This window comes from Candidatus Nitrospira neuquenensis (assembly GCF_979578155.1).
Genome location: NZ_CEFZDU010000004.1, coordinates 106718 through 130015 on the forward strand (window position 1 = coordinate 106718; position 23298 = coordinate 130015).

23 protein-coding genes are annotated in these 23298 nt (G+C 70.0%); 7 read left to right on the plus strand and 16 right to left on the minus strand.

Annotated elements, in window-relative coordinates; translation table 11 throughout:
• Positions 1–9: 9 nt before the first annotated feature.
• The 5 genes from AC1U7O_RS02400 to AC1U7O_RS02420 all read right to left on the minus strand — a co-directional run bounded on the left by AC1U7O_RS02400 (position 10) and on the right by AC1U7O_RS02420 (position 5441).
• Complete coding sequence (locus AC1U7O_RS02400; protein WP_479892968.1) at positions 10–1194, minus strand: type II secretion system F family protein; 1185 nt, start codon at positions 1192–1194, stop codon at positions 10–12.
• Positions 1195–1271: 77 nt separating this feature from the next.
• Positions 1272–2060: a LysM peptidoglycan-binding domain-containing protein gene (locus AC1U7O_RS02405; RefSeq protein WP_479892969.1), complete on the minus strand. Its 789-nt coding sequence runs from the start codon at positions 2058–2060 to the stop codon at positions 1272–1274.
• Positions 2061–2112: 52 nt separating this feature from the next.
• Complete coding sequence (locus AC1U7O_RS02410) at positions 2113–2490, minus strand: competence type IV pilus major pilin ComGC (RefSeq protein WP_479892970.1); 378 nt, start codon at positions 2488–2490, stop codon at positions 2113–2115.
• A 6-nt stretch (positions 2491–2496) separates the two neighbouring features.
• Positions 2497–3057 (minus strand): type II secretion system protein, encoded by a 561-nt coding sequence (locus AC1U7O_RS02415; protein WP_479892971.1) that lies wholly within the window; start codon positions 3055–3057, stop codon positions 2497–2499.
• Entirely contained in the window at positions 3057–5441 is a 2385-nt protein-coding gene (locus tag AC1U7O_RS02420; RefSeq protein ID WP_479892972.1) for a secretin N-terminal domain-containing protein, read from the minus strand. The genes AC1U7O_RS02415 and AC1U7O_RS02420 overlap by 1 nt, the downstream gene beginning before the upstream one ends.
• A 384-nt stretch (positions 5442–5825) precedes the next feature.
• Here AC1U7O_RS02420 and AC1U7O_RS02425 point away from each other — a divergent pair, with 384 nt between their 5' ends.
• From AC1U7O_RS02425 to AC1U7O_RS02445, 5 genes are all read left to right on the plus strand, one after another.
• Positions 5826–7220 (plus strand): trypsin-like peptidase domain-containing protein, encoded by a 1395-nt coding sequence (locus AC1U7O_RS02425; protein ID WP_479892973.1) that lies wholly within the window; start codon positions 5826–5828, stop codon positions 7218–7220.
• A gap of 144 nt (positions 7221–7364) precedes the next feature.
• Positions 7365–7781 (plus strand): nickel-responsive transcriptional regulator NikR, encoded by a 417-nt coding sequence (nikR, locus tag AC1U7O_RS02430; protein WP_479892974.1) that lies wholly within the window; start codon positions 7365–7367, stop codon positions 7779–7781.
• A 14-nt stretch (positions 7782–7795) separates the two neighbouring features.
• Positions 7796–8209, plus strand: a complete 414-nt coding sequence (locus AC1U7O_RS02435) for a DUF3842 family protein (protein WP_479892975.1) — start codon at positions 7796–7798, stop codon at positions 8207–8209.
• A 120-nt stretch (positions 8210–8329) separates the two neighbouring features.
• Positions 8330–10396 (plus strand): TonB-dependent receptor, encoded by a 2067-nt coding sequence (locus AC1U7O_RS02440; RefSeq protein WP_479892976.1) that lies wholly within the window; start codon positions 8330–8332, stop codon positions 10394–10396.
• Between the two features lie 7 nt (positions 10397–10403).
• Entirely contained in the window at positions 10404–10994 is a 591-nt protein-coding gene (locus AC1U7O_RS02445; RefSeq protein ID WP_479892977.1) for a DNA-3-methyladenine glycosylase, read from the plus strand.
• 91 nt (positions 10995–11085) lie between these two features.
• Here the strand turns inward: AC1U7O_RS02445 and AC1U7O_RS02450 are convergent, their stop codons facing one another.
• The 11 genes from AC1U7O_RS02450 to AC1U7O_RS02500 all read right to left on the minus strand — a co-directional run bounded on the left by AC1U7O_RS02450 (position 11086) and on the right by AC1U7O_RS02500 (position 20571).
• A complete protein-coding gene (locus tag AC1U7O_RS02450) occupies positions 11086–11439 on the minus strand; it encodes a hypothetical protein (protein WP_479892978.1) in 354 nt (117 codons plus the stop codon).
• 130 nt (positions 11440–11569) lie between these two features.
• Positions 11570–13393 (minus strand): ATP-binding protein, encoded by a 1824-nt coding sequence (locus AC1U7O_RS02455; RefSeq protein ID WP_479892979.1) that lies wholly within the window; start codon positions 13391–13393, stop codon positions 11570–11572.
• 56 nt (positions 13394–13449) lie between these two features.
• Positions 13450–13845 carry a phage holin family protein gene (locus AC1U7O_RS02460; protein ID WP_479892980.1) on the minus strand — a complete coding sequence of 132 codons (396 nt, stop codon included), beginning with the start codon at positions 13843–13845 and terminating at the stop codon, positions 13450–13452.
• Complete coding sequence (locus AC1U7O_RS02465; protein WP_479892981.1) at positions 13845–14162, minus strand: DUF5666 domain-containing protein; 318 nt, start codon at positions 14160–14162, stop codon at positions 13845–13847. The genes AC1U7O_RS02460 and AC1U7O_RS02465 overlap by 1 nt, the downstream gene beginning before the upstream one ends.
• Before the next feature lie 28 nt (positions 14163–14190).
• A complete protein-coding gene (locus tag AC1U7O_RS02470) occupies positions 14191–14811 on the minus strand; it encodes a c-type cytochrome (protein ID WP_479892982.1) in 621 nt (206 codons plus the stop codon).
• Positions 14812–14899: 88 nt separating this feature from the next.
• Positions 14900–15724 (minus strand): carotenoid biosynthesis protein, encoded by an 825-nt coding sequence (locus AC1U7O_RS02475; RefSeq protein ID WP_479892983.1) that lies wholly within the window; start codon positions 15722–15724, stop codon positions 14900–14902.
• Between the two features lie 88 nt (positions 15725–15812).
• Positions 15813–16799, minus strand: coding sequence for a hopanoid-associated sugar epimerase (gene hpnA / locus AC1U7O_RS02480; RefSeq protein WP_479892984.1), 987 nt, complete (start codon positions 16797–16799; stop codon positions 15813–15815).
• A 100-nt stretch (positions 16800–16899) separates the two neighbouring features.
• Positions 16900–17790, minus strand: coding sequence for a polyprenyl synthetase family protein (locus AC1U7O_RS02485; RefSeq protein ID WP_479892985.1), 891 nt, complete (start codon positions 17788–17790; stop codon positions 16900–16902).
• A gap of 105 nt (positions 17791–17895) precedes the next feature.
• Positions 17896–18615, minus strand: coding sequence for a rhomboid family intramembrane serine protease (locus AC1U7O_RS02490; protein ID WP_479892986.1), 720 nt, complete (start codon positions 18613–18615; stop codon positions 17896–17898).
• Complete coding sequence (locus AC1U7O_RS02495) at positions 18612–19463, minus strand: phosphoesterase (protein ID WP_479892987.1); 852 nt, start codon at positions 19461–19463, stop codon at positions 18612–18614. Before AC1U7O_RS02495 ends, AC1U7O_RS02490 begins: the two co-directional genes overlap by 4 nt.
• 67 nt (positions 19464–19530) lie before the next feature.
• A complete protein-coding gene (locus AC1U7O_RS02500) occupies positions 19531–20571 on the minus strand; it encodes an LOG family protein (RefSeq protein WP_479892988.1) in 1041 nt (346 codons plus the stop codon).
• A 137-nt stretch (positions 20572–20708) separates the two neighbouring features.
• Here AC1U7O_RS02500 and AC1U7O_RS02505 point away from each other — a divergent pair, with 137 nt between their 5' ends.
• Entirely contained in the window at positions 20709–22145 is a 1437-nt protein-coding gene (locus AC1U7O_RS02505) for a multinuclear nonheme iron-dependent oxidase (RefSeq protein WP_479892989.1), read from the plus strand.
• The gene (locus AC1U7O_RS02510; protein ID WP_479892990.1) at positions 22138–23295 is read left to right on the plus strand and encodes a tRNA dihydrouridine synthase; all 1158 of its coding nucleotides are present in this window, start codon (positions 22138–22140) and stop codon (positions 23293–23295) included. The genes AC1U7O_RS02505 and AC1U7O_RS02510 overlap by 8 nt, the downstream gene beginning before the upstream one ends.
• Positions 23296–23298: the final 3 nt, after the last annotated feature.

A 23298-nucleotide genomic window follows, 5' to 3' on the forward strand; every position in this document is an offset into this window, starting at 1 on the left:
GGAATCCTCCTACACGGTGCCCGCCAGCTCGAAGACGGGCAGATACATGATGATCACGACCCCGCCCACCAGGATGCCCATGACCAGCAGCAGCACGGGCTCGATCCAGGTGGTGATCTGGCTCAAGCGCAGGTCCATTTCGCCCTCGTGGAATTCGGCGATGTCCTGCAGCATGGTTTCGAGCGATCCGGTCGTCTCGCCCACCTCCAGCATCTCCAGGGACAGGGGCGGAAGGAACCGCTCGCTCCGCAGCGCATCCGCGAGGCTCGCCCCGTCGCGGAGCCGGTCGATGGCCCGGCCGAGCGCGTCCGCCAGGACGGTGTTGGTCAGGGCGCCGCGCGTGATTTGGAGGGCCGAGAGCAGCGGGATGCCGCCCGCCAGCATGGTGCCCAGCGTCCGGGCCAGCCGGATGATCTGATTCTTGAGCAGGATGTCCCCGAGGATCGGCAGGCGGAGCGTGAAGCGGTCCGCCCAAGCCCGGCCGACCGCCGTCTTGATCCATCGGTTGACCAGGACCACCAAGGCGCCGGTGCCGAGCATCAGGGCCGGCAAGGCCTCCTGGACCGCGGACACGGTGCTCAGCAGCAACTGGGTCGGCAGCGGCAGCGCACTCTGGCCCTGCTGGTAGATCTCCGCGAACGTGGGCATGACGTAGGCCATGAGGAATCCCACGACGCCGACCCCCACGACCACCAGGAAGGCCGGGTACGACAGGGCCTTCGTGACTTTCTCACGGACGCTGATGAGGAGCTTCAGGTAGCCGATGTAGCGCTGGAGCACGTCGACGAGGTTGCCGGTCTGCTCGCCGGCGTGGAGAGAGGCCCGGTAGACCTCCGGAAAGTAACTGGGATGCTGGGCCATCGCCTCGGAGATGGAGGCGCCGCCCCGGATCGCGGTCCGGAGACCCTGGAGCGCGGCGCGGAAGTCGGGCGAGCCGGCTCGCTCGGCGAGCAGCTCGCAGGTCTTCAGGATGGGCAGGCCGGCCTTGACGAGAGCGAGGAACTCTTGGTTGAAGACCAGGAACTCCCGCAGGGAGAGGCGGCGCCGTTTCCACGGCAGGCCGGGAGACCGACCGAGGGTCAGGCCGCCGCCCCCGCCCCGATGGCCGCCGAGGCTGAGCAGCAGCCACCCTTCTCCTTCGAGCCTGGCGCGAACCGTCCGCTCGTCGTCCGCCTCCGCCCAGGCTTCGACCACCCTCCCGTCTGCTCTCGCGGCCCTGTAATGGAAGCGCGCCATCGAGTGATTCGGACGGTGCCCCGTCGCCGCGGCGGTTACCGATCCGCAGGGGCGGCCGGAATGAGCAGCTCCTGCCCCGGGACGATCACGTCGCCGGCGAGGCCGTTCGCCTGCTTCAGGGCGTCGACCGACAGGCCGTGCTGGTGCGCGAGGCCCCAGAGGGTGTCGCCCGCCTGCACCGTCACGCGGGCGACCCCCGTTCGGACGGACTGGACATTGGCGATCTGGAGGGGAGGCTCGACGGGGGCGCTCGCGACCTCGGCCGGTGGGGACGGCGGCAGGGTGGCCGTCTTGGGCGGGGCTTTAGGAACGGCGGCGGGCGGCGCCGGCTCCGGCGTCGGCTTCTTGGCCTTGGCGGCCTGGGTTGACTTCCCCGGGGTGCGGGCCTGGCGCACCCCCAGCTCCTTGCGGAGCTGCTCCATCTCGGCGGTGCGGGTCGCCAAGGCGGCCTCGAGGTCGCGGACCCTGGCCTGGGCCGCCGCGGCCTCCGTCGCGGTCAGCCGGAGCCGGCCGAGCTCGGCGAGTTGCGCGTCGTGCTCGACCTTGACCTGCTGCAGGCGATCCCGTTCCGTCCGCACGGCCTTGAGTTCGGCCTGCCTCGATTCCAGCGCCTGCCGAAGCTCCGCGATCTGGGCCCTCAGTGTCTTGAGGTCCGCTTCCTGTTTGGCGGCGGCGATCCGCGTTTTCGCCATCTCCTCGCGTATGGCGGCTTCCTGGGCACGGACTTCGCGCAGCATGGTATTCAGGCGCTGTCGGGCGATCTCGATCTCCGAGGGTGTGCTCGTCAACCCGCCGCCGGCGCAACCGGTCGCGAGGAGCGCCACGCCCAGCCCGAGCGCCAGGCCGGTCAGGCGTCGGGCGCCGCCGGATGGGGCGTCACCATTGGTTGTAGGGGGTGCCGTTGCGCGCCACCAGGTCGGACCCGCTGCGCACGTCCACAATGCCGCCGGATTGATCATCGCGCATCTCCTGCCAGGTTGTGTCGGATTTGGTGAGGGGGTCCAGCGGGATCCGCCGCAGGTATCCCGCGGACACCAGGTCCGCCAGCGTCGAGGGATAGGAGCCCCGGTCGGCCTTGTACTGATCGATCGCGTCGCGGAGCGTGAACAGATTCTGCTTGAGGGCCGCCTCCTTGGCCTTGAGGATCGCCCCGCTCCACGAGGGCTGGGCGAGGGTCAGCAGGATGCCGGCGACGGAGAGCACCACCAGCATCTCGATCATCGAGAAGCCGCGCTCCGCGGCGATCGTGCGCATGGTCGTTCACCAGTCGCGATACCGGGTGTTGTCGATCGCCAGGTCCGGGCTCATCGAGTACACGTCGTAGACGTCCTCCTCGCACCACTTGTCCGTGTCCGGAGGGTCCGCGTAGCACCGGAGCCCCCATTCGGCCCTGCCCGTCATCGGATCGATGGGGAGGCGGCGGAGGTACCGCTTGATCGGAATGGCGCTCGCCTTCTTCTCCTTGACGGCCGCCTCCTCGCTCGTCAGCTCGATCCCCAGCAACGTCGTGAGCTTCTTGGGATAGCCGGTGAGCCCAGTGTTCTGTTTGCAGCTCAGCTTGTTGTCCTTGCACATCGCGCCGAGCAGGGTGTCGCCGTCCCGGGCCCAGTCCTGGCGGAACTGGTCGATGGCGAGCCGCATCTCCCGCAGCTTCTGCCGCAGCTCCAGCTCCTGGCTCCGTTTGGTCGCCATCTTGGCCACGGGCATGGACACCGCGGCCAGGATGAAGAGCAGGGAGAGCGTGATCAGCATCTCCAAGATCGTCACCCCGGCCTGGGCGGTCGGGATGGACGCGACAGGCGTCGTCCCCCTCGTCGGCATCAGCGCACCCGGACCACGGCCCGTCCGGCCCGGATCGGCATCGGCTTCGCGTCGGGTCCGGTGATGGACGCGTCCTGGATTTCGAGCACACCGATCCCGGCCGCCTTGGCCTGGAATTGCAGAGTGGCCAGGATGCCCTGGCCGCTTACCGGCTCACCCTGGCGTTGCAGGCGGAGCGTGACGATTCCTCCTGCCGGATTGCCGGCGGCGCTGACCGATCCCCGGGCCCCTCCCCGCGTCAGCAGCTCGCCCTCCTTGGCGCCTCGGAACAGGAGCAGATTGGGGTTGTACAACAGCGTCAGGGCCGAATCGGTCAAGGCGGCGAGGTTGTCCACCGACAGTTCGATCTGGACCTCCTGTCCGGCCGGCGCGGAGATCTCGCCGGGACGCAGCGCCAGACGGGTCGCGCCGCCGGCGACCTGATCGCTCCCCCCCTCGCCGGACTCCAGCGGGCCCGCCTCGAGCGCCGGGGCCGTCCCCGCCGCGTCGGTCGAGCCGGAGAGAGGCGGGGCGGCCCCGAGGCTTCCCCCGCCCTGAGGTCCCGGCGGCGCGGGGCCGGCGGGCAGGTCGGCCGGGCGGGCCCGCGACTTGGTGCTCGTCTTCCGGGCCAGGGGCGAGAACAGGGGTTCGGTCGTGTAATTGCCCTCCGTGCCCGACCAGAAGGCCTGGGTCGTGATGTCCGGCATGGTCAGGCTGCGGATGATGTGGGGGGTGATCGTCAGGATCACCTCCGTCGTGGTGGTCTCGTTCTTCCACGAGGAGAGCAGGTCGCCCAGGAACGGGATGTCTCCCAGGATGGGGACCGTCGAACGCTGCTTGCGGTCCTCGTCCTGGATCAGCCCGGCCAGGACGACGGACTCGTCGTCCTTGACGTTGAGGATGGTTTCCGCCGTGCGCGTGCCGAACTTGAACTGGGCGATCCTGGGGCTGGCCTGGAGTTCCACCTGTTCGCCCACCCGCGTCACCTCGATCTTGACGTTGAGCGTCACTTCGTTGGTCAGGTGAATCGTGGGCTCCACCTTGAGCTTCACGCCCACGTCCTTGAACTCGATCGACGTGACGGTGGAGGTCGTGGGGGTGGCGCCCGTGACCGCGGTGCCGGGCAGCACGTTCGAGGTGGACAGCAGGATCGGCTGCTTGTCGCCGATGTTGATCTCCGCCTTCTTGTTGTTCAGCACGCGAAGCTTCGGGGAGGCCAAGGTCTTCGCCTCGGCCTCGGTCTTCAGGAGGTCGAGGGTCACGGAGTTGGGGATCGTGAAGATCCAGCTGTTGGTGCCCAGGGCGGCCAGGTGCTTGAGCTGGGTCAACGTGAAGGAGCCCGACGCCTCATTGCCGGAGAGCAGGGTTCCCGTCGCCTGCTTGCCGTAAGTGATGCCCCACTGCAGGAGCTTGCTCCGGTTCACCTCGAGGACCTCCACGTCCAGCAGGACCTCGGGGTCCCGACGGTCGTTGGCCAGGATGATCCGCTCGGCCATCTGGAGCTTCTCCGGGCGGTCGCGCATCACGATCGCGTTCACCGGCTCGTTGATCGAGATGCGTTTGGTTTCCAGCATGGTCCGCAGGAGGGTCAGCATGTCCTTGGCCTTCACGTTCGACAGGTAGAACGTGCGGATCATCAGGTCCTGGTACTGGTCCTGCTTTTGCCGATTGTTGGGCGCGATGAGCAGCGTGTCCGGGGCGATCTGCTTGGAGAAGAGGTTGTTGGTCGTCAGCAGGAGCTGCAGCGCCTCCTCGAAGGGCGTGTCCTTGAGGAAGATCGTGACGGGATCGTCCCGGACGTCCTTGTCGAGCACGAGGTTGACGCCGCCGGCGCGCGAGAGGATCTCGAACACCTCTTTCAGGCGGGAGTTCTGGAAGCGGAGCGTGATCGGTTGGCCGCTCCCGCCCAGGAGCTTCTCGTCGCGCTGCTGCTCGGTGAGGGCGCTGATGGCCTCCAAGGCCGGGGTGAGGGTGGGATCCAGGTGGACGGCCCGCTCGTAGGTTTCGAGGGCCTCGTCGTAGTGGCCCAGGCTGCGCAGCTTGTCCGCCGCCTGCAGGTGGTCCCGGGCCTCCTTCAGCCGCATGGCGTCTCCGACCGCTTCGTGGTGTTCGCCCATGGCGGGATCGAGCCCCGCCGCCTGCTGGAACTCCTTGAGCGCCTCGTGGACGAGGTTGTCCTTCAGGAGCTGTCGGCCACGGCTATAATGCTGCTCGGCGGCGTGCGCCTTGGCCTCGGTCAGCCGCTTCTGCAGCCCCTCGTCGAAGGGCGATTTGCGAAGGGCCTGGCGGTAGGCCGCCACCGCGGCGTCCCAGTTCCCCTCTGCGGCGAACCGGTCGCCCCGCCGCATCTCGGCGGAACCGCAGCCGCCCAGCCCGGCGAACACCAGGCCGGCTAGGATCCACACCGCTGCCACATGGAGAGAGCGATTCATGCTAACCAGATGGACCGGAGCCGGCTGTCGTGGCCGAGGTTCGTCCCGACACCCGGTGGCCGGTTCCCATTGATCGGCTGGCCTCCAGGGATTTCGGGAACTTAAGCAACGGGAAGGGGACAACCTCCTGCCGGCCATGATGGGGACAACCGGGCCGGACCCCTGCAGTAATGGGGCCACCCTAGCCCAGGTCAGGGGGTGTGACAATCCGAGCCAAGTGTTGGGTAAAATAGCCCCCCACATGTTGGCGGTTTCCTCGCAGGGGAAAAGCGAGGAGTGTGCCTCGAGACGCCGCGGTCCCTGTTCCGGCGCCTGGGCGAGGGTAGACCTGCGAGGATGGACCTGAAGGAGGAGCCGATGGCTGGTGCGGTGGTGTTCCGTTCCGGGCTCCTGTCCCTAGTCGCGACTCTGTTGGGGGCCGTCGGCCTCCCGGCCGACGCGGTGCCGGCGGCGGCCGACCTGCAAGCCCTCGTCCGGAGCACCGCCGCCCGGGTGAGTCCCGCGGTCGTGAATATCTCCTCCACCGTCGTCCTCCGGGACCTGGCCCTGACCGACGAAGGGCTGCCCTTCGGGCTGTTCCCCGAGCCTCCGCGCCGGCAGTACGGCCAGGGGTCCGGGGTCATCGTCTCCTCGGACGGCTACATCATCACCAACAACCACGTGGTGTCCGACGCGGCCGACGTCGAGGTGCTCCTCGCCGATCGTCGCCAGTTCAAGGGGCGTGTGGTCGCCACGGACCCCAAGACCGACGTGGCGGTCGTCAAGCTGGATGCGCGCGGGTTGCCGACCGTTCCCTGGGGCGACTCCAGCCGCCTCGCGGTCGGCGACTTCGTCCTGGCCGTCGGCAATCCGCTCGGCCTCAACCAGACGGTCACCTTCGGCATCGTGAGCGCGGTCGGCCGCGCGGACGTGGGGGTGGCCGACGTGGAGGACTTCATCCAGACCGACGCGCCGATCAACCCGGGGAATTCCGGCGGGGCGCTGGTCAACGTCCGGGGCGAGCTGGTGGGGATCAACACGGCCATCGCGAGTCCGACCGGTGGCAACGTCGGCGTCGGCTTCGCCATCCCGAGCAACATGGCCAGGGCCGTCATGCAGAGCCTCCTCAAGACCGGCCGGGTGGTCCGGGGGTTCCTCGGCGCCTCGACCCAGGACATGACGCCGGCCCTGCGGAAGTTCTTCAAGATGCCCCACGCCAGGGGCGCCATCGTCACCGACCTCCTGCCCGGCGGGTCGGCCGAGCAGGCGGGGCTCCGCCGCGGGGACGTCGTCGTGCGGTACGACGGGCAGGAGATCGTGGGCGGCGGCCGCCTCCGTAACCTGATCGGCGGGGCGCCGATCGGCAGCCGGCATCGGCTGGAGCTGCTCCGCGACGGCAAGCCGTTGTCGCTCGAGCTGGTCGTCCAGGAGGCGCCGCGGGAGCGGGCGCGCCGGCCGGCGCCGGCCGGTCCCGGGGTCCTGGCCCGCCATCCCCTCACCGGGCTCCTGGTCGACGAGGTGACGCCCCTCCTGGCCCGTCAGTACGGCGTGGGCGAGGGCGAGGGCGTCGTCGTGACCGAGGTGGAGGAAGGCAGCCCGGCCGAGGAGGCGGGGCTGGCGCCCGGCGACCTCGTCTTGGAGGTGAACCGCCAGCCCGTGCCGACCCTGGAGGCCTATCAGCGGGTCGTCGCGCCGATCAAGCCGGGGGACGACGTCCTCCTGCTGCTGAACCGCCAGGGCGCCGTCGTGTACCTTCCGGTCGAAGGCCGATGAGCCGTCCCGCCTGAGGGCGCGCCCCCGCGGCATCCTGCCCGGCCCCCCGCCGCACCTCGCGCGTCTTTGCGCTTTACAGTCGCCGCCCGCGTTGGTATAGTGCGTGCCACGTTTTATATTTTTGTAACACGATCGGGGGATGGCGTGAAGAAACTGGTGCGGTTCGGCGTGTCGCTGGATCACCACTTGCTGGAGGCGTTCGATCGCCATATTGCCCGCAAACGGTACGCCACCCGGTCCGAGGCGTTGCGGGATCTGATCCGGGACAACCTCGTCGGCCAGGAGTGGGACGAGAATCGGGAGACGGTCGGCACGATCACCTTCGTCTACGACCACCATGTCCGGGACCTGACCCGCAAGCTGACCGACCTCCAACACCGGCACCAGAAGCTCATCCTCTCCGGCATGCACGTCCACCTGGATCACGACCATTGCCTGGAGGTCCTGGTGCTCAGGGGACGGGGGAGCGAGATTCGCAGGGTGTCGGACGCCCTGGTCAGCGTCAAGGGCGTCAAGCACGGCAAGCTGACGATGACGACCACCGGGCGAGCGTTGACCTGAGGATGCGCGTCTGCGTGATCGACGGACGGGGGGGCGGGCTGGGGCGTCGGCTCGTCGAGGGGCTCCGGGGTCTGACCGAGGGCCGGCACGAGTTACTCGCCATGGGGATCACCGAGGCGGCGGCCGAAGCCATGGCCCGGGCGGGTGCGGCCCAGGTTGTCGTCGGCCGACCGGCCATCGTCCGAGCGGTCCGGGAGGTGGACCTGATCCTGGCCTCGGTGAGCCTCATCCTTCTCGGGGCCTGGCAGGGCGCAGTCACGTCGGACTTGGCGCGGGCGGTTCTGCTCGCGCCGGCCAGGAAGCTGCTCCTCCCCGTCAACGGCCTCGGCATCGAGATCGTCGGGGCCGCCACGCCCACGCTTGAGGCGGTGATCGCCCAGGCTCTCAGACGAACTGAAGCTGTGCTCCGAACGCCGCGTCCCACCTGAGCGCCTCCGCGCGCAATTTCCCCGGACCACGAAGGTCTGAACGGCCGGCAAGCCGGCCCAGGACGACGTTCGTGGGCGAATCTGGCGCCCACATGACCGTAGGGGCCGAAGAGGGCGCCCATGACATCGAAGGGAGCAAGTTGCTGGAGCGGCGGACGGCTGTGGTTGGGGGTCCTTCTGTTGTATCCGGCTTCGGCCGTGGCCCACGAGCCGGAATCCCCCGACGTGACCGTTCCGGAAGTGGCGATCCAAGGCGAGCGGCCGGTCGCCGCCTCCTCGCAACAATTCATCCCGGACAAGGAGATTCTCCTGCAGCCGCAGGGACGGCCGGCTCAAGTCCTGCGCTTGATCCCCGGGTTCATCACCGTGGAGCATTCGGGCGGGGCCGGCAAGGCCGACCAGTATTTCTTGCGCGGATTCGACGCCGATCACGGCACGGACGTCGCCTTCTTTACCGACAACCTCCCCATCAACCTGCGCAGTCACGGGCACGGCCAAGGCTATACGGACCTCAATTTCATCATCCCGGAAACGATCAAGGGCGTCGAGGCGTACAAGGGGACGTACCACGCGGAATTCGGCGACTTCGACACCGCCGGCGCCGTGCGTTTCGTCACGCGCGATGTCGTCGAGGAAGGGGTGGTGCAGGGAGCGGGGGGGCAGTTCGACACCCAGCGATATCTGCTGATGCTCTCCCCGACGAAAGGCCGGCTCCGGACGCTCTTCGCCGGGGAGCTCTACTACACCAACGGCCCCTTCGTGAACGACAACCGCTACGTGCGGGGCAATCTGCTCGGGAAGGCGACGATGAACCCGACCCCCCGCTCCGAGCTCAGTCTGACGGGCACCTACAACCGCTCCCGCTGGAACGGCTCCGGCGAGGTCCCCGTGCGTGCGGTCCAATCCGGCCAGATCACGCGGTTTGGGTCCATCGATCCGTCCGAGGGCGGGAGGACCGAGCGGGCGACCGGTCGGCTGGCCTACCATTACGATACCCCGGAGGGCGGCACGTTCTTCGCCGATGCCTACGGGATGTCGTATTCGCTCGACCTCTTCTCCAACTTTACGTTCTTCCTGAACGATCCCGTGGCGGGCGACGGGATTGTGCAGCAGGATCGCCGATGGGTGTACGGCGGAAACCTCGGCTGGCGCCAGGCGGGGAGCCTCTTCGGCGCTCCCGCGACCGCAACGACCGGGGTCCAGGTGCGCGTGGACGACATTCCCCTGTTGGGACTCGGCACCCAGACCGCCAGGCAACGGACGGGGACCACGGTTCAAAGCGCCGTCAACGAGGCCTCCTACTCCCCCTTCCTGAAGGTCGAAGTCCAGCCCCTCTCCTGGGTCCGTCTGGCGGGCGGGGTCCGGGGGGATTTCTTCACCTTCGCCGTGCGGAACACCTGCCCCACCTGCAGCCTGCAACCGGCCGGCCGGACGGACGCGGGCCTGGTCAGCACGAAGGCGAACCTGATCCTGGGGCCCTGGGGCGGCACGGAAGTCTTCGTGAACTACGGGACGGGATTTCACAGCAACGACGCCCGCGGGGCCGTCGCCGGGACGGCGTTGCCGCTGGCCCGCGCGACGGGCGCGGAGGTCGGCCTCCGATCGAAACCTTGGGGCGCGGATCGGCTTGAGCTCGTGGCCACGCTCTGGGGGTTGGACCTGACCTCGGAGCTCGTCTTCGTGGGGGACGAGGGGACGACGGAGGCGCGTGGGCCGACCCGGCGATATGGGGCCGAGCTCGCGGCGCGGGGGGCGGTGATCGGCCCACTCTACTTCAACGGGAGCGTGACCTGGACCCATGCCGCGTTCAGGGAGACGGGGGCGGCCCTTCCTCTGGCGCCGGAATGGACGGCCTTCGGCGCCCTGCTGCTCCGATGGCCCGAAGGGTTGGCCTCCCAACTGCAGGGCACCTACCTGGGGGTCAGGCCGCTCACCGAGGACCGGAGCCTCAAGGCCCCTTCTTGGCTGGAGTTCGACCTGATCGAACGGTATCGTCTGCCCATGAAACTGTCCCTGGGGCAACTGGAGGCGTTTCTGTTCGTCCAGAACCTGCTCAACACCAAGTGGGAGCAGGCCGCCTTCGCCTTCGAGTCCCGCCTCCGGAACGAGCCGGCGGGTGTCGTGGATGTCCATTTCGTCCCGGGCACGCCGCGGATGGTCATGGGTGGGCTCGCATGGTATTTTTAGGCCGACCATGACCCCGGGGATTCTCTCCCAGAGCTTCTATGCCCGCCCCACCCTCACGGTGGCCAAGGACCTGCTCGGCATGTGGCTGGTGCGGGAGGTCGGGGGGCGGCGGATCGAGGGACGGATCGTCGAGGTGGAGGCCTATGTCGGGCCGGAGGACCGGGCCTCCCACGCCTCCCGCGGCCGGACCGCCAGGACCGATGTGATGTTCGGCCCGGCGGGGCTCGCATACATCTATCTCATCTACGGCATGTACCACTGCTTCAACGTGGTGACGGAGCGCGAGGGCTATCCGGCGGCCGTCCTGGTCCGCGCGGTGGAGCTCGATGGAGCGGCGGTCGGAAGGCGCGACCGGGGAGGGAACCGCCCTCGGGCCGCTCTCGTGGACGGGCCGGGCCGGCTCTGCCGCACCTTCCAGATCGACCGCTCGCTGAACCGAGCCGACCTGACCGTCGGGCGCGGCCTCTGGATCGAGGACCGCGGCGACCGCTTCCCGCGCGGGCGGATCGGCGCCCATCCGCGGGTCGGCGTGGACTACGCGGGTGAATGGGCGGCCAAGCCCTGGCGGTTTCGGGTCACGGGGCTGGACGGCCGGTAAGGGTCGACGGGTCAGGCGGGAGAAACGGCGAGGGGGCGGCTGCCGCGCGGCAGCCGCCCCCTCGGTGTCTGCGGCCGGTACGTCGGCCGGCTTACTTCGGCATCCGGGTCGCTTCCTTCACGGGCGGCTCGATCTTGATCTGGGGGCCCTGCACGTTCGGCAGCCGGCCCGCGCCCTGTTTCTCGACGATCCGGTTGTTGTTCGCGTCCTGCAGCGCCTGCTGGACATGGTTGTCGGTCGCCTCGACGGACTGCACCAGCGCGCCGTCCCCGCCCAGGTTGGTCTGGCCGGGGTCATTGGCCAGCGGCTGCCCCGTCACCGGCGAGGTCGCCTCCTTGGCCGGATACCCGGGGTGCTTGGGGAGCAGGGCCGGGTTGGCGGAGGCCACGGACACGAGGAAGAAAACGCCCAACAGTCCTGCCACGCTTCCGATGAGAGTTCTCATAAGGCACGCTCCTTGTGAGATGAGGTGAAAGTAGGATACCGGTGACTGATCCTCGACGGGAAAGGGAAAAAAGTGGCGGTATCTTAGCGACCCCCGTCCCCCCTGTCAAGCCTGAGACGCCCGCCTCCGGCTAAGCCTGGCGGCCCCTCGGCGGGCGGCGGCCCCGGCCTCCCCGGCGGCGGTGCGGCGCGGGACGGGCAGCGGCCGCCGGCAGCCGGATGATGACCGCGGTGCCCTGGCCCGGTCCGCTGGCGATGGAAATCTGCCCCCCGTGCTCCTCGACGATCTTCTTGACCGTCGCCAGGCCCAGGCCGGTGCCGGCCCGCTTGGTCGTGAAGAAGGGCTCGAACACCTTGCCCATGTGCTCGGTCGGAATGGGAGCGCCGTCGTTCTTGATCAGAATCTGGGCCTCGGAGCCGCGCCCCGCCTTGTGCTGGCCGACCTCGATCGCCAGGTGTCCGCCGGGGGTCATGGCCTCCAGCGCGTTCTTGAACACGCTGAGGAACACCTGCTGCAGCTTGGCCTCGTCGCACCGGATCTGGTGCAGGTTGGCGGCGTAGTCCTTCGTCACCCGGATTCGGTTCATGTCCAGCTCGGTCGCCACGACCGTCAGGGCGTTCTCGATGACGTCGGGGATGCGGCAGAGGCGCCGGTTCAGCTCCAGCGGCTTGGCGAAGTCGAGGACCTCGTTGAGCAGGGCCTCGACGCGGATGAGGTCCCGCATCGCGTTCTCGACGCGGGTCTGCGAGTCGAAGTCGAGGGAGCCCTCGCCCGTGACCTCCTCGAGCTGCGCGCGGATGGACGCGAGCGGCTCGCGCACCTCCGTCGCCAGGAAGGCGCTGAACTCGCCGAGCGCCGCCTGCCGCTCCTGCTTGCGGATGAGCGGCTCGGACGAAGGGGCCGGCTGCGGCGGGGCCTGGGGCTCGCCCGGTCCGGCCGGCTCCGTCCTGGGGCCGGGGGCCGGCGGCTCCTGCAGGAGCTCGACCAGCTTGACCATCAGGGGTTCCAGCACCCGGGCGTCCGGCAGCGCGTACTGCATCGGGCTCTTGGAGGCCAGGGTGATCGTCCCGCCGACCTGGCCCCGGACGAAGAAGGGGACGACCAGGGCGGACTGGAACCGGTCGCGGTAGAGGTGCTTGTGGTCGATGAAACGGCCCTGGGTGGAGGCGAGGTCGTGGTCCACGCGGGTCTTGCGGTGGCGGACGGCCCAGCCGGAGGCCGAGGCGTCGAGCGCCAGGCGCTGGCCAGCCTTGAGGTCCCTCTTGGGATCGCCCTTGATCTCGCCCGCGATGCCGAGCACCTCGACGGAGCCGACCAGCGGATCGTAGGAGGCCACCCAGGCCCGGTCGAAGGGCAGGGTCTGGGCGGACTCCTTGAGCAGGGCGACGACCCGCTCCTGCACCTCCGGCGTGGCGTAGGACGCGGGCGCGGCGAGCGGCGGCTCGGCCGGCGCGGCGGCGGGGGCCGGGACCGGTTCGGTCGCGACGTAGGGCCGGGCCAGGATCACGCTCCCGTCGAACAGCGAGGCCCGCTCCAGCGCGGCGGTGATCTCATCCCCCGCGCTCTCGATCAGGCCCTTTTCCTTCTTCGAGAAGCTCGCGCTCTCCTTGCGGCCGATGACGAGGAAGCCGTAGGTGCGCTGCCGGTGCGTGAGCGGCAGCGCCAGCAGGGACTTGGAGCCGGGCGTGAGGATGCGCAGGCGGACGCAGCGGCCGCCCTCGCCGTCCCCCGACTCGCGCGGCGCCGTCGGGTCGAGGACGGCCAGCGCGCGCAGGATGGCCTGGGTCTCGCGCGCGGAGAAGCCGCGGCAGCCCTGGGACACCGGCGGCTGGCCCTCGCGGTCGAAGATCGCGACGAGCGCCGACTCGACGCCCAGCTCGTTCAGAGCGGTCGTCAGGGTCCGCTGGAGCGTGGTCTGTTTGTTCGCGCGGGCGCGCTCGGCGTTGGACGCCACGGGTTGCTCTCCTCGGGTCAACGGCGCGCGCATTCTAACAGCGGGGCGGGGGGACTTCAATCCAGGATTTTCGGCGGACGGGGCCGCCGCACCACGATCTCGACGCGGCCGTCCTCCGACACCCAGAGGTTCAGGACCGTGCTCACCAGGCTGATGATCAGGGCGCCCCAGACGGCGGGCCAGAACCCCGCGACGAGGAAGCCCTTCACCAGCAGGGCCGTGAGCTGCAGCAGCAGGGCGTTGATGACCACCATGAACAGCCCGAGCGTGAGCAGGATGAAGGGCAGGCTCACGAGGTAGAGCAGGGGGCGGACGATCGCGTTCAGCAGCGAGAGGACGACCACGGCGGCCAGGCCCGCCGCGGCGCTCTCGAACGCGAGACCGTCCACGACTTGCGTGGCCACCAGCACGGCCGCGGCGGTCACGGCGAAGCGGATCAGCAGGCCCCGCATCACTTGGCGCCGGGCTTCGGGGGCACGGCGGAGAACCGGACCTCGCTGGCGGTCACGCCCGTCGCGTCCTGGGTGACCTCCGCGACCACGCGATGGCCCACCTGCAGGGCCTCGCGGCTGCTGGCCTCCTTGGTCGTCCGGTACTTGGTCTGGGCGGTGGTCTTGATCGTGACGGTCTTGTGGTCCGGCGTCTGGACGACCAGATGGCCGGCCTCGACCGCGGTCACGGTGCCGAGGACATGGGTGCTCCCCTCGTGGGCCCGGAGGGCGGTGGAGGACAGCAGTAGGGTCAGCAGGCTCACGAGGGCCAGGCGCATCGTCGGTTCCTTTCCGTTAGATGGTCGTTCAATGCTGATGAGCCGGCGGGGGCGTGCCCACGTCCTCGCCCTGCAGGAACCGCTCGAACTCCTGCTCCTGCGCCAGCTCCTGCGGCGTCTTGGGGTTGTAGCGCTTCATCTCCTCCAGCTCCTCCGGCGTGAGCTTGGGGAGGTGGCGGATGAAGTGCACGAGCTTCCAACTGTCCAGGTCCTTCTCCGGCTCCCCCTTGCCCCAGGCCGGCATGCCGGTGAAGCGGATGCCGTTGTGGATGATGAAGAACAGCTCGCCGTCGCTCAAGGACTGCGTCTCGGCCTTCCGCAGGTCCGGTGCCTTGGGATAGACGTTCTTGCCGATCGTCGTGTCGCCGCTCCCGTCGTTGGCGTGGCAGGTCGCGCAGTGGTCGGCGAAGTGCCTGAGCCCCTCCGCCAGGACCTCGGGGCCGGCCGGGATCGGGTTGGCGGCGTTCCGCCGTGCGTAGGGAATCGCCAGGTGGCGCGCGTACCGCGCCATCGCGACTTCCAGGGCCGACGGCTCCGCCTTGGCGCTGAAGCCGGCCATGAAACCCTGGTAGCCGAACCAGCCGAGCAGGCCGGCCGCTGCGGCCAAGCCGAGCAGGACCGCGAGCCGGATGCGGGAATGTCCGGTCATGGATGGCCCTCCGTCGGGGGACGCTCGGCAGTATACAGGGTTCTACGCTCTCCCGCCAGGCCCGGTCCCGGCGTCCCGGGGGAGGCCGTCATCCGGCCGACGTCGCTGGGAGTCGGCCCGCCAGCCGCAGCGCGAGCAGGGCCGTGATGGGCAGGTAGATCAAGAGGCCCGTCAGGCCGAGCAGCGCCTCGCCGATCCAGAAGGTGACCGCGAGGTTGAAGATCAGGACGCCGTAGTAGAGCCCGCAGCCCAGGAGCAGGCTTCCCGTCACGGACCGGCCCTCCGCGGTCGGCAGCGGTCCCAGCCGGCGGTCCACCGCGAAATAGGCGCCCAGCGCGATCAGGCCGACGACCGCCCAGCCGGCGAAGTTGGCCAGGGTCACGCCGTAGTAGAGGCCGGGGTCGGGATAGTAATAGATGCGGCCGAGGAACCAGCGGTCCCCGCGGAGGGCGACCGGGTCGATCACGACGTCGATGAAGACGAAGAACAGGACGGTCAGCCCGAGGACCGGCCGGGAGGTGCGGACGGCCGGATCGTAGGCCAGGGCCAGCCGGCCGGCGAGCGGCCCGCCGCCCGCCGCCCCGGCGGGGCGACTCGGCAGCAGAAAGAGGAGGGCCAGGCAGTAGCTCGCGTAGAGGAGAAAGGTGAAGGACAACGAGTCCATGAACGGCACGTTCGACAGGTACAGCTCCTGCCCGACCGTGGAGCCCGTGTAGACGTACCAGCCGAAGGGGAGGCCCGTCCTCGTGGAGGAGAACTCGCAGGCGAAGGCCGTCACCCAGCCGATCGCGAAGAAAATGCCGGTCCGGCGCCAGCCGATCAGCCGCCGGGCCGCGAAGAGAAAGGCGGCCAGGAAGAGGAATACGTAGGGACGCAGGAGGAGCGTCTTGATCAGCAGCTCGAGGACGTCCATGCGCGACCGCGTTGCGAGCGTTGAATGGTGAGTGTGCCGTGACGAACACGCACCGCCACGCGCATCACTCAACACGCAAAACGATGTGTCACGCGTACCCGTGGTCCCGGAACCAGCGCACGGCCTTCTCCAGGGCGACCTCCACCGGCGTCTGGGGCAGGTCCAGCTCGCGGAGCGCCTTGCGGCAGTCGTAGTGCATCCGGTACTTGGCCATGCGGACGCCCTCCAGCGGGATGCGCGGCGGGCGGTGCGTCACGTAGTCCGCGAGCCACCGGTTCAAGTGGGCGAGGGGGAGGATCGCCTGCCAGGGGAGCTTGACGCGCGGCGCCGGCACGCCCGTGAGGCGGCTCAGGATCTCGAAGATCTCGCGGAGCGAGAGGTTCCGGTTGCCCAGGATGTAGCGCTCGCCGACCCGGCCCCGCTCCATCGCCCGCAGGTGGCCGATCGCCACGTCGTCCACGTCGATCAGGTTCATGCCCGTCTCGATGTAGGCCCACATGCGGCCCTTCATGAAGTCCACGATCATCCGGCCGGTGGGCGTCGGCTTGATGTCGCGCTCGCCCACCGGCGCGCTGGGGTTGACGATGACGACCGGCAGCCCCGCCTGCGCCCGCTTCCGGACTTCCTGCTCCGCGAGGTACTTGGACCGCTTGTAGTGGCCCGCCATCTGGTCGAGCGAGACGGGCGTCTCCTCCGTGCCCGGCCCGCCGCCGGGCGGGAGCCCGATCGCCCCGATCGTGCTCGTGTAGACGATGCGCTCGACGCCCGCCTCGCCCGCCGCGTCCAGCAGCGCGCGCGTGCCCGCGACGTTGACGTCGTAGAAGACGGCGGGGTCCCTCGCCCAGAGCGCGTAGTGGGCGGCGACATGGTAGAGGTGGCGGCAGCCGGCCAGGGCCCTGCGGAGGGAGGCGGGATCCCGCAGGTCGCCGGCAACCCGCTCGACGGCGAGCCCCTCGAGGTTCCGCGGGTCGCTCTCCGGGCGCGCGAGCACGCGGACCTCGACGCCCGCCGCCGCGAGCGCGCGCGCGACCGCCGCGCCGACGAACCCCGTGGCTCCGGTGACGAGGGCCTTCATGCCGTGAAGCGCGAAACGTGACACGTGAGGCGCGAGGATGGGACCGAAGGGCGGGGGAGCACGAGCCTGCGCGTCACGAGATTCGTTCGACGAGCAACGGTCAGTTGCGCCGCGACGTGATGTAGCGGGCCAGCGCGCGCAGGGGGTCGGCGGCGGGGCCGAAGGCGGCCAGGTGGCCGATGGCCCGCGCGGTGCACTCCCCCGCGAGGGACCGGGCGCCCTCCACGCCGTAGAAGGTCGGATAGGTCTTCTTGCCCCGCTGCGCGTCGGTGTTCGCGTTCTTCCCCAGCTCCTCGCGCGTGCCCGTGACGTTCAGCACGTCGTCGGCGATCTGGAAGGCGAGCCCCACGTCTTCCGCGTAGGCCGTCAGCCGCTCGAGCTGCTCGTCCGTGGCGCCGGCCGCCAGCGCGCCCATCCGCACCGCCGCACGGATCAACATGCCGGTCTTATGCCGGTGGATCGTCTGCAGCGTCGCCAGGTCAATGTCGCGGTTCTCCGCCTGGATGTCGAAGACCTGCCCGCCGACCATCCCGAGATTCCCCGAGCCGACGGCCAGCTCGTGGATGATCCGCACCTGCCGGGCGGGGTCGAGGCCGTCCACGAGGTCGGCGCGGCTGCAGAGGTCGAACGCGAGCGTCAGCAGCGCGTCCCCCGCGAGGATCGCCAGGGCCTCGCCGTACACCTTGTGGTTCGTGAGCTTGCCCCGCCGGTAGTCGTCGTTGTCCATGGCCGGCAGGTCGTCGTGGATCAACGAGTAGGTGTGCACCAGCTCCAGCGAGGCGGCGACGGGCAGCACGGCCGGCGGGGAGACCCCGACGGCGTCGGCCGCCGCGATCGCGAGGATCGGGCGCACGCGCTTGCCCCCGGCGAAGAGGCTGTACCGCATCGCCTCGTGCAGGGTCGTCGGCGGCGTCTTGGCGTCGGGGATGACCGCCTCGAGGAAGCGGTCCACCTCCTCGCGCTTCTCATCCAGGTATGTGGCGATATCCACGTGGGGCTCGATGGCTCGGGGGCGGCCAGGGTGATCGCGCGGGAGCCTAACAAATGGCTTCCCGCCCTGTCAAACGCGGGGGAAGCACGGCGAGCGCCCGAGTCCTCACCACTCGGACTCCCACCGCCGGGAACGCCGCGGGGCGAAAAACCGCACCTCCGAGCGCTTGAAGACCCCGATCAGCGCCATCCCGGCCACGAACCCGCCGATGTGGGCCCAGAACGCGACGCCCCCGCCTCCCCGGCCGAGCGTCATGCCCCCGCTCAGGAGCTGCATGAGGAACCACAGGCCCAGCACGAACCCGGCCGGCACGTACATGACTCGCGAGAAGAACCCCAGCGGCAGGAGCACCAGCACGCGGGCGTGGGGAAACAGCAGCAGGTAGGCGCCCAGCACGCCGGAGATCGCGCCGCTCGCCCCGACCATCGGCACGGTGGACGAAGGATCGATCAGCCCGTGGCTCAGGGCGGCGAGGAGGCCGCAGAGGAGGTAGAACAGCACGAACCGCGCGTGCCCCATCACATCCTCGACGTTGTTGCCGAAGATCCAGAGGTACAGCATGTTGCCGATCAGGTGCATCCAGCCGCCGTGCAGGAACATGCTCGTGAGCAGGCCGGCGTAGGGCGAGGCGCCCGCCAACTCCGGCGGCGGCTCCGCCCCGCCCAGGAAGAGAGCCGGGATCGCCCCGTAGCGGTAGACGAACAGCTCCCCCGCCTCGGCCGGGAGGGAGGCTTCGTAGAGGAACACGAGGACGCAGGCCGCGATCGTCGCGATCGTCACGACGGGCGTGATCGAGGTCGGGTTGTCGTCGTGCAGGGGGATCACGGGCGCACGCGGACGGGGGCGAGCGGGTCGCGGAGCGGCAGGTCGGCGTCGGGCAGGGGGACGGAGAAGCCCGCCGCGTGGGTGTGGCCGCCGCCGCCGTAGGCCGCGGCGATGGCGCCCACGTCGGCGCCGTCGGCCGGGGAGCGCATGCTGAAATAGCGCCGGCCGTCGCGGTCGTGCCAGATGAGGCAGAAGGGACGGCCGGGCGACAGGACCTCGCCGATCTGGCTCGTGAGGACCGAGCTCTGCACGGCCGGGACGGTCGCGCCGTGGAAGGAGACCAGGATCGCCGACGCGGCGATCTTGCCGACCAGCTCGCGCTCGTACCGGAGGATCGCCCGGCCGTCGACGACCAGGCGGTCGAGCGTCAGGCCGCTCCACACGCCGAAGTCGTAGGGGAAGGAGGCCAGCGCCGCGCTGACCTCGCGGCTGTCCGGCAGCGCCCACTCCCAGAGGTCCTTGTCCTGGATGTACCGCAGGAGCCAGGGCGCCGGCTCGCGGTGGGCCCATTCCCAGGCCATGACCGCGCCGGATTTCTTCTCCTCGAAGCGCGCGAAGGGCAGGCCCGCCAGGGCCTGCTGTGCGGTGATGTGGTGGTCCAGGACCAGCAGGTCGGCCGCCCGGGCCGCCAGGGCCTCGAGGGTGTCGCGCGGATAGGTGAAATCCACGATCACGATGCGTCGGCCGTCGAGACCCTCGGGCGGTGGGAAGCCATGCCGGACGGCGATGAAGCGGGCCTCGGGAAACCGCCGCCAGATGGCCCAGGCGGCGCCGAAGCCGTCCGCGCAGTCCGCATGGTAGAGGACGACGTCGGGCGCACGGTCCGGTTGGGGGGAGGAAAGGCTCATAGGGCGGGGTCAGGATACCATGATTGGGCGCAGGACCCAACCCCGCCGGCGGGGCCGCGGACGGCCGTCAGCGCGCGACGGCCGCCTGGGCCGGCTCCGGGACCCGGTTGAGGCAGTCGATGAGCTGGCGCAGCCGGCCGGCGCTCTTGCGGTTGTAGTGGAAGATCAGCCGCGGCAGGTCGTGGGTCTCCGGCTCGTCGTGCTCGCCGGGGAGCGGTCCGCCCTGCTCGAACCGGCCCTCCGCCAGGAGGTCGGCGAATTCCTGGTTGATCCGGTCGAGCGCCTCCTCCGGCAGGGGGTGCCGCAGCCGGATGGCGAGGTGCCGGTGCACGAAACGCAAGGAATGGTAGTTGCGGTAGAAGGTTTCGATCTCCTCGACCCCCGCCTCGGCGGAATCCACGATCTTGAACAGGCTCAGGTCCTCCTCGTTGATCAGCCCGCGGGAGAGGAGCTGGTCGTGCAGGAACTCCAGCCAGTGGTCCCAGTAGTCGCAACCCGGCGCCTGCAAGCAGACGTAGGGTTGCGGCGCCGCCTTGCCGGTCTGCGCGAGGGTGAGCACCTCGAAGCCCTCGTCGTGCGTCCCGAAGCCGCCGGGGAACATCGCGGCCGCGCGGCACTCCTTGACGAACATGAGCTTGCGCGTGAAGAAGTACTTGAACGTGACGAGCTTGGAATCGTCGGCGATCACGTCGTTCGCGCCCTGCTCGAAGGGCAGCAGGATGTTGACCCCGAAGCTGTTCTCGCGCCCCGCGCCCTCGTGGCAGGCCCGCATGATCCCGTCGGCGCCCCCCGTGATGACCATGTAGCCGCGCTCGGCCAGCAGGCGCGAGAACCGGACCGCCAGGTGATAGTTGGGGTCGTCGGGCCGCGTCCGGGCGGAGCCGAAGATGCTGACCTTCGGCCGGTGGCGGTAGGGGGCGAAGATCTTGAGCGCGTAGCGGAGCTCCTTGAGGGTCCGCGCGAGGATCTTGATGTCGAGGTTGTCGAGGGGACTGTCGCCGAGCTTGAGGACCGTCTCCAGCATGTGTTTCTGGAGCACCGTCCTGAGATTGGCGTCCGGCTCCGCGAGGAGAGCGCGGACCTGTGCGAGGATCTCCTGGTCGGTCATGGCCGCTCCCTTCTTTTGAGTGATGTTGTATTGAGCAAAATCATACCAGCGGTCCGATCGGCCGTCAAAACAACCAGAGGCGGGCCGCAGGAATGGCCGCTTGTCAGGCGGGGACCCGCGGGGTAGACTACTTCGCCATGTTTGACGTGGACCGCGAGTTTCTCCGGAGGGCGGCGCGCATCCCGCGCCAGGGGCTCGGGCTGTCCGTGGACGTCTACCAGCCGGACCTGGCCGAGCTGGTCGCGGCGCTGGAGCGGGAGGGGCTGGCCTTCGACTATCTGGAGCTCTTCAAGGCCCCCGCGCCGGCCCTGGAGGCCGTGCGGCGGCGCCTGCCCTCGCCGCCGATGCAGTACCACGGCGAGGGGCTGTGGCTCACCCAGCCCGATTGGGACACCCGGTATCCCTGGCGGGCGGAGGTCGAGACCGCCGCGACGCACCTGCGCCTCCTCGGCAGCGACTGGATCACCCACGAGTGCGCGGCCAAGCAGATGGCGGGCTACTCTTTCGGCACCTACCTGCCGCCGCTCTTCACCGGGCCGGCCGCGGAGGTGACCGCGGGCCATGTGCGCCGGCTGCAGGAGCGGCTCGACCGCCTCGCGCCGCGAACGGAGGCGGGCGGCCCGCTCATCCTCATCGAGATTCCGCCGCTGACCTACGTCGGGTTCGGCGACCTGGATGCGGCGTCCTTCTTCCGTCGGCTGGTCGAGCTGGTCCCCTGCGGCCTGGTCCTCGACCTCGGCCATGTCTGGAGCCACTACCGGTATACGGGCGCCTGGCGGGACCGCCCGCTTCGCGACTACTTCGACGGCTTTCTCGACGACTTCCCGCTCGACCGGGTCATCCAGGTCCACCTGGCCGGCCTGGCGGTCCACGAGCGGGATCACGAGGGCGATCGGGTGACGCCGCCCCGCTGGCTCGACGCCCACGCGGCGCCGGTGCCGGAGGCGCTCTTCGAGATGCTCGCGCAGACGCTCGCCCGGCCGCAGCTCCGCCATCTCAAGGGCGTGGCGCTGGAGGTGGACACGAAGCCCATCCCGCAGACGGTGGCGGAGTTCCGTCGGCTCCTGACCGAGTTCGGCCGGTGGGCGGAGCGGCCGGAGCCGGCTCCGGCGACCGAAGGCCGGGCCGGGGGGGTGGCGGCGGGCGGCGGGCGTCCGGCGGAAGAGCGCGCCCTGGCCGCCGAGTACCTGGCCTACGTCCGGACCATGACCGGCGCGGCCGGCGTCGGGCCGAGCTCCTCGGCCGGCGACCGCGCGGAGCTCGACACCTACCGGCGGCTCTACCTCCCGCACGAGATCCTCGTCTGGGGCGGCGACCTGCGCGAGATGTTCCCCGAGACCTGCCGTCGGCTCGACGACGCGGGCATCCCGCTCGACCGCTTCGTGGGCTACTGGTGTCGAGAGCCGCGCCCGGTGACCGAGCCCTACGATTTCTTCCTCCTCAAGGTCGGCCGGTTCGCCGAGTTCGTCGAAGAGGTCCTGCCCGGCGCGGCGGCGACGGCAGGGCGGGAAGCGGAAGACCTGCGCGCCGCCTATCGGGCGGCCTGCGAGCCGGCGGATCTGAGCCATGAGTGAGGCGATGGGCTTCTGGCGGGACCTGCCGCGGCCGGTGATCGGGCTGGCGCCCATGGACGGGGTCACCGACGCGGCCTTCCGGCTCGTCGTGGCGACGCAGGGGCGGCCGGACGTGACGTTCACGGAGTTCACCAGCGTCGTGGATGTCTGCCGGGGGCCGGAGGCTCTCCTCGATTCGCTGATCTACTCGGAGGCGGAGCGCCCCGTCGTCGCCCAGCTCTACGGCAAGGACCCGGACCTCTTCTACCAGGCGGCCCACGCGGTCTGCGAATTGGGCTTCGACGGGCTCGACATCAACATGGGCTGCCCCTCCCGCAGCGTGGCCTCCTCCGGCTCCGGGGCCGGGCTCATCCGCACGCCGGACCGTGCCCGGGCCGTCCTGCGCGCCGCCCGCCAGGGCATCCTCGACTGGGCGGCCGGGCAGACGCTGGAGGCGGCGGGGTTCAAACCGGGCAGGGCCGCGCTGCTGCGCGGGATGAACGGGCGCCGGGCCGGGGCGACCGCGCCGGCCCGCCGCGTCATCCCCCTCTCGGTCAAGACGCGGATCGGCTACGACGAAGTCGTGGTCGAAGAGTGGATCGCGCACCTGCTCGCGGAGCGGCCGGCCGCGATCTCGGTCCACGGGCGCACCCTCGCGCAGATGTACCGCGGGGAGGCCGACTGGTCCGCGATCGCGCGGGCCGCCCGGCTTGCGCGCGGCACCGGCACGCTGCTGCTCGGCAACGGCGACGTCCAATCCCTGCGCGACGCGGTGCGCCGGGTCCGGACCAGCGGGGTGGACGGGGTGCTCGTCGGCCGGGGCGCGCTGGGTGAGCCCTGGCTCTTCCGCGACAAGGAGCGGGCGCGGGCCCTGGCCCGGGAGACGGGCGACGGCGACCTCGACGGCCCGGAGGCGCCGCCGGTCGGCCTAAAGGAGCGCTTCCGCGTCATGCTCGACCACTGCCGCCGGTTCGAGGCCGTCGCCGGCGTCGAGCGGTTTCCCCGTATGCGCAAGCACCTCGGCTGGTACTGCAAGGGCTTCCCCCATGCGGCCGCGATGCGCGCGGCCATGGTCCGGGCTTCCTCCACGGCCGACGTCGAGCGGATCGTGGCCGAGCACGTCCACGCCGCCGTTCCGACCCTGGACCCCGCCGCGACCGTGCCTGCCTGATCC